At 48.1% G+C, this 16390-nt stretch carries 13 protein-coding genes; 4 read left to right on the top strand and 9 right to left on the bottom strand.

Going from position 1 to position 16390, the window contains the following annotated elements; genetic code table 11:
• Positions 1-13 precede the first annotated feature (13 nt).
• Together CWI73_RS07505 and CWI73_RS07500 are read right to left on the bottom strand one after the other, a co-directional pair.
• On the bottom strand, positions 14-754 hold the full coding sequence (locus CWI73_RS07505; RefSeq protein ID WP_054488590.1) for a ferredoxin--NADP reductase: 741 nt from the start codon (positions 752-754) through the stop codon (positions 14-16).
• Positions 755-763: 9 nt separating this feature from the next.
• Positions 764-1009, bottom strand: a complete 246-nt coding sequence (locus CWI73_RS07500) for an accessory factor UbiK family protein (protein ID WP_126752204.1) — start codon at positions 1007-1009, stop codon at positions 764-766.
• Between the two features lie 110 nt (positions 1010-1119).
• Here CWI73_RS07500 and rep point away from each other — a divergent pair, with 110 nt between their 5' ends.
• A complete protein-coding gene (gene rep / locus CWI73_RS07495; protein ID WP_126752203.1) occupies positions 1120-3132 on the top strand; it encodes a DNA helicase Rep in 2013 nt (670 codons plus the stop codon).
• Here the strand turns inward: rep and CWI73_RS07490 are convergent.
• A complete protein-coding gene (locus tag CWI73_RS07490; protein WP_126752202.1) occupies positions 3129-5729 on the bottom strand; it encodes a sensor domain-containing phosphodiesterase in 2601 nt (866 codons plus the stop codon). The genes rep and CWI73_RS07490 overlap by 4 nt on opposite strands.
• A 221-nt stretch (positions 5730-5950) precedes the next feature.
• On the bottom strand, positions 5951-6376 hold the full coding sequence (locus CWI73_RS07485; protein WP_126752201.1) for a c-type cytochrome: 426 nt from the start codon (positions 6374-6376) through the stop codon (positions 5951-5953).
• Between the two features lie 83 nt (positions 6377-6459).
• Between CWI73_RS07485 and dinB the strand changes: the two genes are divergently transcribed.
• Complete coding sequence (gene dinB, locus CWI73_RS07480; protein WP_126752200.1) at positions 6460-7530, top strand: DNA polymerase IV; 1071 nt, start codon at positions 6460-6462, stop codon at positions 7528-7530.
• Here the strand turns inward: dinB and CWI73_RS07475 are convergent.
• The 5 genes from CWI73_RS07475 to CWI73_RS07455 are packed head-to-tail and all read right to left on the bottom strand — an operon-like array spanning position 7527 to position 14634.
• Positions 7527-7964 carry a DUF4399 domain-containing protein gene (locus CWI73_RS07475; RefSeq protein WP_126752199.1) on the bottom strand — a complete coding sequence of 146 codons (438 nt, stop codon included), beginning with the start codon at positions 7962-7964 and terminating at the stop codon, positions 7527-7529. The genes dinB and CWI73_RS07475 overlap by 4 nt on opposite strands.
• Before the next feature lie 27 nt (positions 7965-7991).
• The gene (locus CWI73_RS07470) at positions 7992-9884 is read right to left on the bottom strand and encodes a methyl-accepting chemotaxis protein (protein ID WP_126752198.1); all 1893 of its coding nucleotides are present in this window, start codon (positions 9882-9884) and stop codon (positions 7992-7994) included.
• A 32-nt stretch (positions 9885-9916) separates the two neighbouring features.
• Positions 9917-11287: a TrkH family potassium uptake protein gene (locus CWI73_RS07465; protein WP_126752197.1), complete on the bottom strand. Its 1371-nt coding sequence runs from the start codon at positions 11285-11287 to the stop codon at positions 9917-9919.
• The gene (locus CWI73_RS07460) at positions 11284-11946 is read right to left on the bottom strand and encodes a potassium channel family protein (protein WP_058576582.1); all 663 of its coding nucleotides are present in this window, start codon (positions 11944-11946) and stop codon (positions 11284-11286) included. The genes CWI73_RS07465 and CWI73_RS07460 overlap by 4 nt, the downstream gene beginning before the upstream one ends.
• Positions 11947-11955: 9 nt before the next feature.
• Positions 11956-14634, bottom strand: coding sequence for a M14 family zinc carboxypeptidase (locus CWI73_RS07455; RefSeq protein ID WP_126752196.1), 2679 nt, complete (start codon positions 14632-14634; stop codon positions 11956-11958).
• A gap of 107 nt (positions 14635-14741) precedes the next feature.
• Here CWI73_RS07455 and CWI73_RS07450 point away from each other — a divergent pair, with 107 nt between their 5' ends.
• On the top strand, positions 14742-15932 hold the full coding sequence (locus CWI73_RS07450; protein WP_126752195.1) for a murein transglycosylase domain-containing protein: 1191 nt from the start codon (positions 14742-14744) through the stop codon (positions 15930-15932).
• Positions 15933-15970: 38 nt separating this feature from the next.
• Positions 15971-16375, top strand: coding sequence for a YbaN family protein (locus CWI73_RS07445; RefSeq protein ID WP_126752194.1), 405 nt, complete (start codon positions 15971-15973; stop codon positions 16373-16375).
• Positions 16376-16390 lie beyond the last annotated feature (15 nt).

The following is a 16390-nucleotide window of genomic DNA, read 5'->3' as shown; positions in this document are numbered from 1 at the left end:
CGAAGACTAAGCTTTACCAATAGTTCTCAGAGGTCACATTACCGGGCTTACGGCGGGTGTTTTTGGCAAGTCCTAACTCAGCCAGCGCGGCGCGTGACTCTTTTATCATGTCGGGGTTACCACAGAGCATGACTTGTGCGCGGCTATCTAGCGGTGTGCCGAGTGCATCGCTTAATTGACCTGAACCAATCAGTTCAGGAATGCGAGCAGAAAAAGCCCCCGGAATGTTTTCACGGGTTATAACCGGCTGATAGCCCAACTGGCCGGGGTATTCTTGTTGCCACTGCTCTATTTGTCCCTGATAAACCAGGTCTTCTGCCACACGAACACCGTGTACCAGATTAATGCGTTTGAATCGTTCCCACGGCTTTTCGGTTCTCAGCATGGAAATAAACGGGCCAATACCGGTACCGGTTGAGAGCATCCACAAGCTGTCGCCGTCCGGCACTTCGTCCAGTGTAAAAAAGCCACCGGCGGGCTGGGTGATGTCGACACTGTCGCCAGGCTGCAACTTAGCGAGCTTAGTACTAACCTCGCCATCTTCCACTTCGGCTATGACAAAATCCAGTATGGCTTCGCCCGGCGCACTGGCCAGTGAATAGGCGCGCAGCAGTTGTTCACCGCCAACATTCAAGCCTAAACGCACAAACTGCCCGGCTTTAAAGTCAAACGGCTCGGCCACGACTCTCAAACTGAAAACGCCAGAACTCCAACGGTAATTCTCGACTACTTTTCCACTAATCCATTGGATCATACGTCTGACTCAGTCCTTGTTCTGGTTTTTGCTGGCTTCCAATTCTTTTTCTAACAGTTCAACACGCTCGCGCAGGCGCAATAGCATTTGCTGCTGTACATCCAGCTCTTCGCGGGTAACTAAATCCAGCTTCGACAGCTGTGACTGCAACGTTTGTTTAACTCGCTGCTCCATATTACCGGCCAGTTCTTTTACGCCGGCAGGCATGCTGTCGTTAATTTGGCGAGCAATATTTTCTATTGTTTTGTTGTCCATAAGTCTCTCTTTGTGTAAATCGTTGCTTATTCATTTAGCTTAGCAGGAGATTCAGGTAAAATCCGAGCTTCTTATCGGCTTTTTCACGAATCAGGAACTCTACGGCGCCCATGCTGAACGATCGCCAGAACCAGGCTGTACATTATACTCAGGGACCTTTATTGGTACTGGCCGGGGCCGGGAGCGGTAAAACCCGGGTGATTACCGAGAAAATTGCCTACCTTATTCGTCAGCAAATTTACACGGCACGCCAAATTGGCGCGGTGACTTTTACCAATAAAGCCGCCAAAGAAATGAAAGAGCGTATTGCGCAAACCTTGCCGAAAACGCAATTGCGCGGTTTAACCGTGTGTACCTTTCATACTCTGGGGCTGAATATTATCCGGCGCGAACTCAGCACTCTGGGGTTTAAGCCCGGCTTTTCCTTATTCGACGACCAGGACACCTTTGCCCTGCTGAATGCCTTAACTGAGGATGTATTTGAGGGCGACAAAGCGCTGATTCAAGCCTGTCAGCACCAGATAGGCCACTGGAAAAACGCCATGCTCTCGCCCGAGCAGGCCTTAGAAAAAGCCGGAAACGATCAGGAAAATGCCTTCGCGCAGGTTTATCAGCAATACCAGAATAACCTGAACGCCTGCAATGCCGTCGACTTTGATGACCTTATTCGTCTGCCGACCTTATTGCTGGCAACCAATGAAAACGCCCGCGCGCGCTGGCAGAAGAAGTTTCAGTACCTATTGGTGGATGAGTATCAGGACACCAACACCAGTCAGTACCAGCTGGTTAAATTACTGGTGGGCGAGCGCGCCCGTTTTACCGTAGTGGGTGACGATGATCAGTCCATTTACTCCTGGCGCGGTGCGCAGCCAAAGAACCTAGCACTGTTAAAGCAGGACTTCCCACAGCTGGAAGTGGTGAAACTGGAACAGAATTACCGCTCCCACGGCCGTATTCTGAAGGCAGCCAACATCCTCATTGAAAATAACCCGCATGTCTTTGAGAAAAAGCTGTTTTCTGAGATGGAATACGGTGAACCGCTGAGTGTTATCTTTGGCCGAAATGAAGAGCACGAAGCAGAGCGCGTGGTTGCCGAAATTGTAAAACAGCGGTTCCTGCGTAAAACGCCGTATCACCATTTTGCTATTTTATACCGGGGTAATCACCAGTCGCGTCTGTTTGAGAAAGCCCTGATGAACAATCGCATCCCGTATAAAATTACCGGTGGTCAGTCATTCTTTGCCCGGGCGGAAGTGAAGGACATTATGGCTTACCTGCGGTTGTTGGTGAATCCAACCGACGACACCGCCTTTCTGCGTATTATTAACACGCCGCGCCGCGGCATTGGTCCGCAAACCGTGGAACGTATTGGTCGTTTGTCGCAGGAATTAGGCTGCAGCTTATTTGAAGCCTGCCAGTCACCGCATTTAAAAACGCAGCTCAGCACCGGTATTTTTCAGCATGTAGACGTGTTCCGCAATATGATAGATACCCTCGCCCGTCAGGCTGATCACCAGGAAAATGCGGGAGATGCCGTACGACAACTGCTGAGCGATATCGGGTACGAAGACTGGTTGTTTGAACAAAGTCCCAGTGCCAAAGCCGCTGAGATGCGCGTTAAAAACGTCTATGAGCTGCATCGCTGGGTATCCGATATGCTAAAAGGCGACGCTGAGCATGAGCCAATGTCACTCGATCAGGTGGTCAGTCGTTTGTCACTGCGCGATATGATGTCCCGTAACGAAGACGACGAGCAGTTTGAGCAGGTACAGTTAATGACCCTGCATGCGTCCAAAGGACTGGAGTTTCCTAACGTGTTTTTGGTGGGCATGGAAGAAGGCTTACTGCCGCATCAAAGCAGTATTGATGAAAACAATATTGAAGAAGAGCGTCGGCTTGCTTACGTGGGCATAACACGAGCACAGCATAAGTTAGTCTTCACTATGGCGAAAGAGCGCCGTCAGTTTGGTGAGAAACTCGAGCCGCAGCCCAGTCGGTTCTTGTTAGAACTGCCTCAGGATGACTTAGAGTGGGAACACCGCAAGCAGAAAACAGATGAAGAACGGGAAGAGCAAAGAAGTCAGGGACTGGCAATGCTGAAAAGTGCGCTGAAAAAGTCTTAAGCGCAGACAAAGTTACTGCCGTCGTCCTTTTTCAGTTCCACTTCATAATTAGCGTTAATATAACTGCCCTGGCCTATGGCAACCCCCTGCTCTTCGACATCCTGCTTTTGACCCTCGGTTTCTAAGCCGTCAGCATAAACCTGAATATCAAGCTCGTGGCAAAGCGTCACAACATGTTTAAGCATAGCCTGCGCGCGCGAATTACTACCCAGGCGCGCTATGTAATGATGATCCAGTTTCAAAATACTGAACGGGAAGTTATATAAAAACTGTAATGGCCCAGAGCCGCTGCCAAAGTTATCTATTGCCAACGTAAAGCCAAACTCGGATAAACGTCTCAGGCTGGCCAGCACACGGCGACCGTCCTGCACTAATGAGGTTTCATCAAACTCCAACGCCACCTGCTCTGGTTTAACACCGTTATCCAATACGATATTAACCAGCTCGTTCAAATGGCTTGTTTTAAGCAAATGACGCACAGACAAATTCACATGCAACAAAACGTCTTGCGGGAGGCCTTTGTTTGCAACCCACTGACACGCGGTTTTGAGTGCATAACGGTCGAGCTTAACAATAAGCCCGGTACGCTCTGCAAGCGGTAGCAGTTCACTACTGTCGAATGAATAACGCGGATCTTGCCACTCAATACGTGCTTCAATGCCTCTGACCTCGCCTGTATCGAGTTGCATAATAGGCTGATAATTTACCGCAAAGTCTTTCTCAACTTTCGCATGTCGCAACGCCGTTTCTTTTCTGACGCTGTCTACCAGAGACTCGTGCATACTGTCATCGAATAGCACATAGCGACCGCGCCCCATGCCTTTTGCCTGATACATGGCGGCATCGGCGTCACGCAGCAGACGCTCAGCTGAGTCGGTTTTTTCAAGACATTCAGCAATACCAATGCTAGCGCCGGAGTAATGCTCTTGTCCATTTAACTGGAAAGGCTCATTCATTTGTTGAATGATGCGTTTAGCAACGTCTTTTGCGTCATCAATAGAGGTAATGGTATCCAGCAGAATAACGAACTCATCTCCGCCTAAACGCGCGACCATGTCATTGTCTCTGATACAGCTACCAATACGCTTACTAACTTCCAACAGGAATTCGTCGCCCGCTGAGTGGCCCAGGGTATCGTTGATGTTTTTAAAACGATCTAAGTCGACAAAAAGCACGGCAAAATGATGCTCAGGATGCCGGCGCTTATGAACAACCGCTTGCTTCAGTCGCTCGTTGAATAAAATTCTGTTCGGCAGGCCGGTTAAATTGTCATGGTGCGCAGCGTGGAACAGGTTCGACTCAGTTTTCTTGCGTCGTTCAATTTCCGAAACTAGCTCTTCGGTGCGCTCCGCGACTTTCTTTTCAAGGAACTGATTTACGCGCTGTATTTCTTCAGCCGAGCGTTTGCGGTCAATTGCCACTGCAACATGCTGCGATACGAAGTTAAGCAGTTCCAGATCGTCGCTCTGGTATAAAAACTCGCCGTCGTAGGTTTGCACCGCAATAACACCAAACACCTGACCGTTCATCATTAAGGGACTGCCCAACCATTGCTTGGCGAGTTTCATGCCGCCAAAACCTAGCTCTATCTCATTGGTTTTAAGCAACTGCTGACGTTTGCCTGAATCAATAAAAGCAGGTTCCCGCTTTTTAATGACGTACTCGGTTAAGCCTTTACCCACCCGCCTTTTCTCTGCTTTATTACCGGTTTCATCAACGTGGTAAGGGAAGTGAATGAATTTCTTATCATCGGACAGAAGTGCTACATAAAAGTTATCGGCGTGAATGAGTTTGCCAATTTGTCGGTGCAGCTGCCTATAAAACGCCCCCATATCATCTGAGGTATTAGTCAACTCCGAAATGGCGAAAAGCACCGAAGTCTGCTGCTCAGCGCGTTCACGAATGGTAATTTCGCTCATCAGACTTTCGTTGACGTGGCGTAGCTCAGCCGTTTGATGCTCAATTTCACTTTGCATTAAGTCGCGTTGCTTCAAACGCTCGAGCGCATTCACAACGTGCTGAGACACGAACATTAATAAGTCTTCGTCGGCACTGTCGTAACGCACATCTTCGTTATAACTTTGCACAACCATAATGCCGATGGTGGCTTCACCATGTTTAAGCGGTACACCCAGCCAGTCTTTATGCTCCGCACCGAGCCCTTCTATTTCACCTTGTTCAATTAAACGCTGATAGACCTCTGGCGGGCAGCGCAGTGACTGGCCTTTCCTTAACACATAACCAGTTAAACCTTTGCTTAGCTGGTCAATAGGTACTTGCTCAAACAAGGTGTCTTGGTCAACTTCATCGACGAAGTAAACAAAGTCGACAGTTTCGTCTTTCGCGTCATACAAACTGATGTAGAAATTACGCGCATACATCAGCTCGCCAATAATTTCATGCAGGGAACGGTAGAAGTTATCCATCTCGCGCGCAGAAGCCGCCAGTTCCGAAATACGAAACAGCGCCTTTTGAACCACTTCAGCGGAACGGTATTTTTGGGTCAGGCCTTTAAGCCTATCAATGACCTTTTGTAAGCGCTCATTTTCAGTCTGTAATTGCTGAATTTGCGCGTTACTTACCTTTCCTTTTGTCATTTCTGCTTACCTTTAAGCACGACTCTCCCTGCCAAGTACACTTAATCAACAGATGTTAACTTTTTTAACAGATAAGTAGTATAGACAGTGGTCAGACGTTTGGGAAGATTTTGCGAAAAAATTTGAATATTCAGGGAAGAAATACTACGAGGATCACGTCAATTGACGTTAAAAAGACCGCTTAATGCGGCCTTTTATAACATTTAGAATGTATCTAATGCTTAAATATCTTCAATCATGTAGTCGATTGCTGCTTGAATCTCTTCTTCAGAACAATCGCTGCAAGTACCTTTTGGCGGCATGGCATTGAAACCTTCAACGGCGTGTTTCAATACTGTGTCCATACCTTGCGCCAAACGGTCTTCCCAGTCTGCTGCATTATTAATTTTTGGAGCGCCCATAACGCCGCTCGTGTGACAAGCTGTACAATACTTATTGTAAACTTGCTCGCCAGAGCGAGGACCACTGCTTTCTTCCGCAGCACTGCTCTTACCAGCCACATAATGTTTACCAATAGGCTTAATGCGCTCAGCGATAGCTTCACGAGACATATCGTCTTGTACTGACGCTGCGCTTACAGACAGCGCAAACAACAAAGACAAAGTACCTAAAACACTTTTAACAAAGAATGAATTCATAACTTTCACTGGTTTCTCCTAAAATGGCTGGTGTTCTTGCACGCCCAGTTAGTGGATGCGATTATAACCACAAATGCGCAAAGGATAAACACTTGGCTGAAATTGCCCGAAAAATTGCTCTTCTCGATCTGGATGCTTTCTTCGCATCTGCGGAAGAATTGCGTAATCCAAAGCTTAAGAATCGCCCTTTTGCGGTCGGTGGCGGCGGCGAGCGCGGAGTGGTTGCCACAGCTAATTACCTGGCACGTCAATACGGCGTTCGCAGTGCCATGCCCGGCAGTCAGGCACGAAAACTTTGCCCGCAACTGACCTTCGTCAAACCCGATGGCAATTATTACCGCGAACTATCCAACCAAGTACTGGACGTTCTTTATGAAGTCACTCATCGAGTAGAGCCCGCATCTATTGATGAATTCTACCTCGACCTGACCCATAACGAACTTTATCGGGGAAGTGCGACACTAACTATGAACGCCGTGAGAGAGCGCATTCGTTCGCTAGGAATAACCGGCTCGGCAGGCATCTCCAATCAAAAAATGGTCGCAAAAATCGCCAGTGAAGAACGCAAACCGGATGGTCAGTTTGTCGTACCTCCTGACGACGTATTAGATTACATAGCCAAACTTAATCTCAAGCAAATACCCGGCGTTGGCCCTAAGAGTCAGCAAGTACTTACTAACTATGGCCTAATGACAGGTAAGGACATTCAAAACATAGAGCTGCAACAACTTCAGGAAATACTGGGCGAAAAAGCGGGTTATGTTTTGTTTGAGCGCTGCCATGGTCGCGACAAGCGGGAAGTAGTTACTGAACGTATCCGCAAAAGCGTTGGTGTGGAACAGACATTAACGTCTGACATGAAGCTAGAGTCCACCGCACAATCTTACGTTCAGGAAAACTTACTGCCAAAACTCCGTGAACGCATGAAAGTAAAGCACTGGCGCGAACAACCCATACGAAGCCAGACGCTAAAACTGAAGTTCTCAGACTTTACTCAAACGACGGTATCAAGAAGCACTCAGTTTGTGTCACCCAGTTTGTTTTATGAATTGCTGAGCGAAGCCTGGCAACGGGGTAAAGGGAAAGGGGTAAGGCTGCTAGGGATCAGTGCGGCATTACCTGATCCCAGTGAACAGCTGCAACTTGAGCTTGAGCTCGATTAGTCGCCTTTTACCGTAATGGTGATTTTCTTAGATACAACCGCAGGGTCGTGTGGTACGTGATTTTTGTCACCCAGGATAAGCTGTAAAGTATGCTCGCCCGGCTCCAAAGTCACCATAGTTTCTGTTTGGCCGCCACCAAAGTGGATAACGTCACCACCCATAGGTTTGTCCATAGCCGGCAGTTCGTCTTTATCGATTAATAAATGGTGATGCCCCGTATGTTTAACATCAACACCCGCTGGAGCAACCCCCATACCGTTCAAGCCAAATTTCACTTTAAAGGTTTTGCCAACCACTTCACCGTCTTGGGGTGAAATAATATAAGCCTGCGCATTCGCTGACGCTTCCGTTCTTTCCATTTGAGCGGCTTCAGCGGTTGCCAGTACCGGCGTACCTATAAGCGCAAGTGCGCCAATCATCCAAGCCTTTTTCATAACCATAACTCCGTTATTTGATGTGTATCACTTCAGTTTAAACTGTGTCACCAATTCTTCCAAGCGTTCAAATGCACGACTTAACTCGCTACACGCTTGCTGTGTATTATCCAGGTTAGCAACACTTTGTTCGTTCATACTGCTGATATCCATAATGTCTTTATCGAGGGTTTGGATCACAGAGGTTTGCTGCTCTGTTGCTGACGCAACCGAATGATTCACCTCGTCAATTTGCGAAATAATGGCGTCAATTTCGCTCATGTGCTCAGCAGATTCCTCGGCACTCTGCACACAAGCGTCACTAATTTCACGACTTTCTTCAATCACATTTACCGCTGACTTGGTGCCCTGCCGCACTTTCTCAATCATGTTCTCCACTTCAGCCGCTGAGTCTGAGGTGCGTTGTGCCAGGTTTCGAACTTCGTCCGCGACAACGGCGAAGCCTCGGCCCGCTTCACCCGCTCGTGCAGCTTCAATAGCGGCGTTAAGCGCCAGCAAGTTAGTTTGCTCGGTGATGTCTTTTATCACCTCAATAATCTGACCTATGTTTTGCGTGTCTTCATCGAGTTTCTCAATAGCCTGGCCTGAAGCATCCATTCGTTCAGACAAATGCTGAATTTGTTGACGGTTATGCTGCAAGGCCTGTTGTGCCGCAGAGGTTTTTTCACTACCGGTGCTAGCTTGCGCAGACGCCTTCGCCGCACTGTCGGCAATTTCAGTCGCACTCGCGCCGAGCTCATTAATCGCCGTGGCCACGGAGTTCGCCTTATTCGCCTGCTCATGACCAATATGCATTGAGTCGTCACTGGCCTTAGTCATGCTTTGAATGTTTTGCTCAACCTGCTTCGCAGCGTTTGTCACTTCTTGTAAGGCGTTTTGAATACGCTCAATAAACTCATTCATCCGTTGTGAGACAACGCCAAATTCGTCATCAGATTCCACTGGCAGTCGCTGCGTTAAATCGCCTTCGCCGCGGGCAATATCGGTTACCGCTTCATTCAGTCGGTTAAGTGGTTTCAGTAGCAGTCGTAATAGCCAGCTCATGGACACAACAACCGCGACAATACCCAGCACTAGATACACAATAGCGGTCCAACCAAAGGTAGACACATCGGCATAAGCTTTCGTGCGGTCAATGACGACTCCTAAATACCAGTCGACGCCTTGAATGCCTTTAATTTTATGGAAAGACACCAAGCTGTCCTGACCATCGACCTCGTACTCTTTAAAAGTCGGGGAAAACGACACCGAACTGTCTATGTAGTCATTCAGAGAGGTTTCTATACGGTCATCGTTCGGGTGAACCAGGATATTTCGGCTATCGCTGACCAGAAACGCCTGTCCCATTCCCATAAAATCAATGTCATTAATAATGGCGGAAATATCGTCCAGCATCATATCGCCACCAGCAACACCCACTAAACGACCACTGCGTTCCATTGGGACTACGGCAGTAATAGTCAGCTCATTAGTGGTTACATCAATATAGGGGGTGGTGTAAGTCGGCTGCCCTTCATCAACCGCCAGCTGATACCAAGGGCGGGTGCGGGCGTCGTAGTCGTCAGGCAAATCAATGTTGGTGTCATCGAGCAAGAAGGTCCCGTCAATTAACCCGTAATACACGTTTTTAAAATTGCCTGCCGCTTTTGACTGTTGCACACGTTCCAGTGCGCGCTCAGTTGAGTCCGAAGTTTGATAAGCATCGGCGGTGGCCTGCACTATGCTCATACGGTCGTTAAACCATTGTGAGATATTATTCGACACCGAGTCCGACAATGCCTGCATTTGCTGCTGAAGATCACTCCTGGTTTGCGTCGACATTTGCAAAAAATTAGTCAACGTAAAAATACCCAAGACCAACACCAGTATCGCCGATGCAGCGACAATGACTTTTTGAGTGAACTTCAGTTTCTTTAGCATGATTTTTAATCGCTTTTTATTATAAGTTTTGCTTAGCCAACCTGAATATCCGTTTCAGGGAAACGTATGTGTCGTTTACGCGGCGTGGCTAAAAAGTACGCTAGAGTTAATGGCCCGACACGACCGGCAAACATTAAAAACACCAGTATCACCTGGCTTGCTGCCGTTATCTCAGCAGTAATACCTCTTGAGAGCCCGACCGTCGCAGACGCCGATAAAACTTCAAAGGTTATATCTATAAACGGCAGCGGATTCAAAATCATTAGGATAAATATGCCAAGAAACATTAAAGTGAGCGTAACTAAGGTCACCGCCAGCGCTTTCATCACAATTTCCTGTGGCACAGTTCGGTTCAACAAAGTCACGTGTTCGCGACGTCTTAAAAAAGCGTAGGTTGCCACCAATAACACAATAAAGGTGCCTAACTTAATACCGCCTGCAGTACTCATTGAGCCGCCGCCAATCAGCATGAGCAATAGCGTGAATACAGCACTAGCTTCTGTCATAGCGCCGGTATCAACCGTATTAAAACCTGCCGAACGGGGGGTTGTTGCCTGGAACCAGGCCGCCATTGCCTGATCTCCAATACTCAAATTGGCAAAGGTGGCCGGATTGTTCATTTCTAACAACCAAATAATGGCCACAGAGAGCACATTAATAATTAGCGTGGCGATTAAAATAGCGCGGGTATACACCGAGAAGTCATGCCAACGCCGCTTCTCCGCAATATTAGTAATAACCGAGAAGCCCAAGCCACCAATGACAAATAAAATGCTGACAATAAGGTTCACTGGAATACTGCTAGCGTAATCGACTAAACCATTAGGCGAGAGCACAAAGCCGGCGCTGTTAAAAGCAGAAATGGCGTAAAATACTGCTTCCGATAAGGCGTCTACAAAGCCTTTATCACCCCACCAGGTGAGTGTTAAACCCACTACGGCAACGGCCTCAACCGTCAGTGCCAAAGACACCACTGCTTTAGCCGTACGACCAATATTGGCAAGACTGGTTTGATGCATGGCTTCTTTAGCCATTAACTGATGCTGAAGTCCGACATGGCCACCAAGCGACATAGCTGCCAACACAGCGAAGGTCATAAAACCTAAGCCGCCCGCCTGTATCAACACAGCCAACACGGTTAGCCCAAATACGCTGTACGTTGCGCCGGTATCCACTACCACCAACCCGGTTACTGTTACTGCCGACGTTGCAGTAAACAGGCTTTCCAACCAGGTGATAGGCTGCTCCGTGGCTCCCGGAATTTTCAGCAACAAAGTACCCAGTAGAATCAGGCAGGCAAAGCCTCCTGACAAAATAACCGGCGGGCTGGCTTTAAAAGCCCGACGCTTGCGCCGGCCGGGCTTTCTGTATAACCAAGCTAACGAGGGAACCCACTGTTTCATGAAGGCTCTTTCAGTTTAGGTGCAATGGACTTCAGAGCTTTTAAACTACCTGCCATTACCAAAGTTTCATTACCTTCCAACTCCATATCCATTGACGGATTAGTTGTCACCTCATCACGCTTTTTCAGCAGCAACATGTGAAAAAATTCAGAGTCTTCAGAGGAAACATCGCGCAATTTTTTACCTTTTAAATACTCACCAATACTGATTTCCACACAAAACCAGTTATGCCCAAGCGACATATACTCATTCACCATGGGGTAGTTCAGTGACTGCGCTACACGAATGCCCATTTCCTCTTCCGGGTGAATAATGCGGCTCACCCCCAGTTTGGAAAGAATCTGATGGTGTGACTTAGACGTGGCTTTGGCCCAAATTTCTTTTACACCAATGCTTTTCAGGTGCAAAACACAGAGTAAGCTGGCTTGAAGATCCTCGCCAATAGCCACTAAGACGACTTCGCAATTGGCTAAATCGAGCTCTTGTAGTGCTTTTTCATCGGTCACATCGGCTATGGCCGAATGCGTCAGCACTTCCGCCATGGCTTCAACAGCTTTTTCATCTGAGTCGACACCAATGACGTGGTGTCCAAGGTCTAAAAGCTCCATCGAAGTTCGGGCGCCGAAACGTCCTAAACCAATAACGCCAAACTCAGCCATAGTTCGCTCCTATTGCGCTTTCGCTGGTGCTAAAAATAGCGCATTCATTAATAAGGTATTCAAGCCATCCATGTATGCGCGGTAGGTTGGCTCCTGAGTAAAGCTAATTACCATACCTTTTCCACTGGGTTGCCATATTAACAACGGCTTATAAGGTAGTTGCTTAGCAATATCATCCCATAAAAAACCGCTTGCCAGCATAGTGTCTGCGTCGGCAAACCATGCAATGTTGCGGCCATGGTTAATGTCGATAGGGGTCAGCACGTCGTTGCCGTTATAAATGCTGACGACTTGCGGTTTTACACCCGCACTTAACCAATGATCAGTATCGACTTGCGCATTTAACAACGCACCAGGCACCCAGTCTGGATCAGCGCCGTGCGGTTTTATTTCCGTTAAGAATTGTTCTCGACTTTCAATCACTTTGCCGTCAATTTTTAGCTCCTCGGCCGGTTTTTCCACACCTTCTTCCGGTACTTTGCGCTCGAGCTTGGTATTAAGAAGACCGGCATCGACAGCCCAGGCTGACGCACCACCTAAGGTCAATAGCACACCGCCGTCTGACACCCATTGCTTCAGTTTTTCTACAGTCCCTTCGGTGAACACACCGTCATAACCACCTTCCGGTAAAATCAACACGTCTAAGCCGTCCAGATCATCCTGAATCAACTGCATGGTGCGAATAGCGGTTACCGGATAGCCCATTTGACGTTCAATCACAAAGCGGGTGTGGCCAGCGTTATACGCACTCACCGGTTCGTCCCAGGCAATGGCAATGTTCGGCGCTTCTAACTGACTGACATTATGAGAGCCAAAGTTTGGACCTTCAGTAATCCAGCTCGTATCCACACCTTCCACTGTCGCGCCGGACTCTTCCGCCAATTTTTGCAGGGTTCGTGGCAGATCTTGACCGTTGTCTGCAACCGTAAGAATCAGTGAACCACTTGGGAACTGACCCGCTTTTTCATGAGTGAATGCTAATTCACTTTGGCGTACACTTAAGCCTTCACGTAAGGCAGAAGTTAAAAAGCGCCCCGCGTTCATGTCGCCCCAACGCACTAAATAAGCCACTTCTGCGTCCGGATTAATCACTTTACCCGGGGCAATGCGACCTTCTTCAACCATAGCGGTTCTTACGTCAGGCAAGTCGTCACAGCTGTGGCTGTCTACGTTAAACATCAGTGGCAACGACCAGCCGGTTACATCATAAATTTGGTCTGGCAGGTTGTTCTTGCGGCGTTGTTCCTGCTCTTTTAAGAAGTCGTCCGCCATGTCGACTTGTTCGTCCATCAGTGTGCGAATAAGACGATGCGACGGCTGTGCCATATCAACGATATAAGCCCCCGGTTGGTAGTCAACGTCGCACACTTCAAAGGCCTGCTCAGCCTGCTTCACTTCGACCCCCTGTTCAACCAGCAAAGACGCTAGTTTACGTGCGCCTGCCGGGTCATCTGTTGCCGGTAAAATTAACGAACGAACATCGCCGTCTTCACCCGCTTCAACGGCGGACTTACGATAATTCCAGAACTTCTGTAATAACGCTTCACGACGTTCTGACACTGTTTGAATCGTCGAAATAGACGCAATAAAGTGCTGTTGAACACCGTCGGCATAGGTCAGTACGTCACCGTCTTTACGGTTAAACAAATGACCGCGAGCCGACGCCATTTCGTACGTCATTGCCACCGAACCATAATAGAGCGGCCAGCTGGCACCGTAGCCCGGGTAAAACGCATCGAAAATTTCGCGCGTGAAGTAGTCGAATCCTTTTTTGTCGAACCACTGACCGTTATTTTTGCCTATCCAGTTCAGGCTTTCGCGCTGAGACTCGGTAATTAACGGGTTATAGGGACGTGCTTCCGGCGTAAAGTAGTAGGTCGAATCACCGCCCATTTCATGTAGGTCTACAAACACCAACGGATAGTATTTCAACAAGGCATCAATTTGACCGCTAATTTCTGGTTGCGTCAGAGCAATCCAGTCTCGGTTCATATCGAATAAATAATGGTTTGTGCGCCCGTTTGGCCAGGGCTCGTTATGTTCCGCACTGCGGCGATCACCCGAATGTTCCATGCCAACACTCATGTAGTAGCGGTCAACAAAACGTGCTCGACCGTCTGGGTTTTGCAGTGGGTCAATAAAGACCATGGTGTTATCTAACCAGCGTTGCGTTTGCTCGCGTTGGTCATGCAACAAATGATACGCCGTCATCATAGAGGCTTCCGGCGACGAAATTTCGTTGCCGTGAACACCATACGACAGCCAAATACTGCCCGGCAGTTCGTTAATTAGCTTTTCTGCTTCACTTCGGCTGGTCTTGCGCGGATCCGCGAGTGACTGCATACCCTGCATAAAGCCGTCAAAGTCGGCAATATTTTCTTCGCTGGAAATAACCGCATAATACAATGTGCGACCTTCCCAGCTTTCGCCGTACTCCAAAAGCTTCACCTGCTTCGGATACGCCGCTTTCAGCGCCTCAAAATAGCGACTCATATCCGCCGGGCTGGTTATTTTGGTGCCGAGTGGGTACCCAAGCACCTGCTCTACCGTCACTTCAGAGTCGGCATAGTTAGCTTCAGGTAGTAGCGATTGCTCGCCAGATAATTGCTGTGCCTCTTGTGCTGAGGCTGCGGACGGTAAAACAAACCAAGAAGCGGCTACAAGAGCCGCAATTTTGAGACTGCGCATGGTCATTCCTGTTGTTCAATACACTTTTTAATAGTGTTTAGGGTTTCTTTTTATGTTCCCCTAATGTAAAAGCTTGAACAAGGGAAGTGAAGCTCAATTTAGGCGCTATGAATAAAAAGACTCAATTAAGCATGCTGCTGGCGGCTATAGCCACAATGTTAGTGTTGGCCGGATGCCAAATAACACCTAATAACGTAAAACGCGTGATCAATTCCGGCGTGCTTAGCGGTAACGACCCAACCGCCGTAGTGGAATCTATGGCACGTGAACGTTTGCAAAGCTACCGCAACAACCCACAACTGCTTATTACCGACATTGAGGACTTACGCGAGGCTTTGCGCGATCTGCGTGCCGTTGCTGAAACCATTTGGGGCGACGAGGAAAACACGGTTCCCAGCGCGAAAAAATACGTTAAATACAGCGATAACTTTCATGCCAAAGCCGTTGTCGATTTTGAGCGGGGCTTGCTGACCGTCGCGACATTGCATAACAACAATGTCCCCGCCAAAACCCGGGCACAACTTAAAGCCGCCATTGTGCGTACGCTGTTAACGCCAACCGACCTCACTGCCGTTGATATCTTTACCGATAAAGAACCCGAACATACGGGAAAACCGTTTTTGCGCGGACAAGTTGTTGACCATGACAACGTGGTGGTCGAATACGAATGGCGGGCGAACCGCTTTGCCGAGTATTTGGTGAAAAATCAACTGCGCACCCGGCGCGCTAAAAACAATACGGTGTACGAGGTTCAAATAGACTTAGTTGACGAACACCAAGAGCTGCGCAAACACCAATATTCAGACTACGTTATAACCGCTGCTAACCGGTATAACATTGAGCCTGAACTGATTTACGCCATTATTGAAACGGAAAGCAGTTTTAACCCTTATGCGGTAAGTCATGCAAATGCCTATGGTTTAATGCAAGTTGTCCCCTCTACCGCCGGTCGTGACGTGTTCGAGCGTATTCGAAAAATACCAGGACAGCCCACTTCTCAACAACTGTTTGATCCTGCACAAAATATCGACATTGGCAGCGCGTACCTGCATATATTAAAAACTCAGTATTTAAAGGGTGTTTCAGACCCGAGTAGCCGAGAGTATGCTATTGTTTCAGCCTACAACGGCGGCGCCGGTAATGTATTAAAAACATTTTCCAGCAACCGCAACCAAGCTTTACAAATAATAAACCGAAGCCAGCCCGGGCTTGTGTACCGGGACTTAACATCGAAACACCCGTTGGCAGAAAGTCGTCGTTATTTAGAAAAAGTAATGTACTTTAAGCAGGGCTACTGATTACCCCTAAACATGCATATTTAATCGGAAAAGAAGTAATGACCCGAGAGCTATTCATTAAGATACTTTGGCGATCACTTGCTGCATTTTTTGTTTTGCTGGGGTTAATTGGAATCGCGTTGCCGGTTATGCCGACTGTTCCGTTTCTCATTGCTGCGCTGTGGGCGGCAAGTAAAGGCTGGCCAAGACTCGAGTCATGGTTAATCAACCACCCTAAGTACGGCCCGGATATTCAGGTATGGCGGGAGTATCGCGTCATTAAACGACGCTCTAAAGTCTATGCCCTAATCATGATGGCTTGTGGTTATATAGTCCTGTGGCTATTTATTCCTCAAGTCGCAAGTTGGCTAAAAGTAACCGTAGGGCTCATTTTACTTACCGTCGGAAGTTGGTTAGCTAGTCGCCCAGAGTCCCCACCTAAAACAAAAACTGATTCTCCTTAAATTAATAAAAGGAAT

This window comes from Idiomarina piscisalsi (assembly GCF_003987095.1).
Classification (GTDB): Bacteria; Pseudomonadota; Gammaproteobacteria; order Enterobacterales; family Alteromonadaceae; genus Idiomarina; species Idiomarina piscisalsi.
The sequence above is the reverse complement of the archived record's forward strand: the minus strand, read 5'-3'. Positions and strand labels throughout refer to the sequence as shown.

Bases quoted from the DNA above. Each gene is read 5' to 3' on its own strand.
- CWI73_RS07505 (WP_054488590.1), bottom strand. From the start codon at position 754: ATGATCCAATGGATTAGTGGAAAAGTAGTCGAGAATTACCGTTGGAGT.
- CWI73_RS07500 (WP_126752204.1), bottom strand. From the start codon at position 1,009: ATGGACAACAAAACAATAGAAAATATTGCTCGCCAAATTAACGACAGC.
- rep (WP_126752203.1), top strand. From the start codon at position 1,120: ATGCTGAACGATCGCCAGAACCAGGCTGTACATTATACTCAGGGACCT.
- CWI73_RS07490 (WP_126752202.1), bottom strand. From the start codon at position 5,729: ATGACAAAAGGAAAGGTAAGTAACGCGCAAATTCAGCAATTACAGACT.
- CWI73_RS07475 (WP_126752199.1), bottom strand. From the start codon at position 7,964: ATGAAAAAGGCTTGGATGATTGGCGCACTTGCGCTTATAGGTACGCCG.
- CWI73_RS07470 (WP_126752198.1), bottom strand. From the start codon at position 9,884: ATGCTAAAGAAACTGAAGTTCACTCAAAAAGTCATTGTCGCTGCATCG.
- CWI73_RS07465 (WP_126752197.1), bottom strand. From the start codon at position 11,287: ATGAAACAGTGGGTTCCCTCGTTAGCTTGGTTATACAGAAAGCCCGGC.
- CWI73_RS07460 (WP_058576582.1), bottom strand. From the start codon at position 11,946: ATGGCTGAGTTTGGCGTTATTGGTTTAGGACGTTTCGGCGCCCGAACT.
- CWI73_RS07455 (WP_126752196.1), bottom strand. From the start codon at position 14,634: ATGCGCAGTCTCAAAATTGCGGCTCTTGTAGCCGCTTCTTGGTTTGTT.
- CWI73_RS07450 (WP_126752195.1), top strand. From the start codon at position 14,742: ATGAATAAAAAGACTCAATTAAGCATGCTGCTGGCGGCTATAGCCACA.
- CWI73_RS07445 (WP_126752194.1), top strand. From the start codon at position 15,971: ATGACCCGAGAGCTATTCATTAAGATACTTTGGCGATCACTTGCTGCA.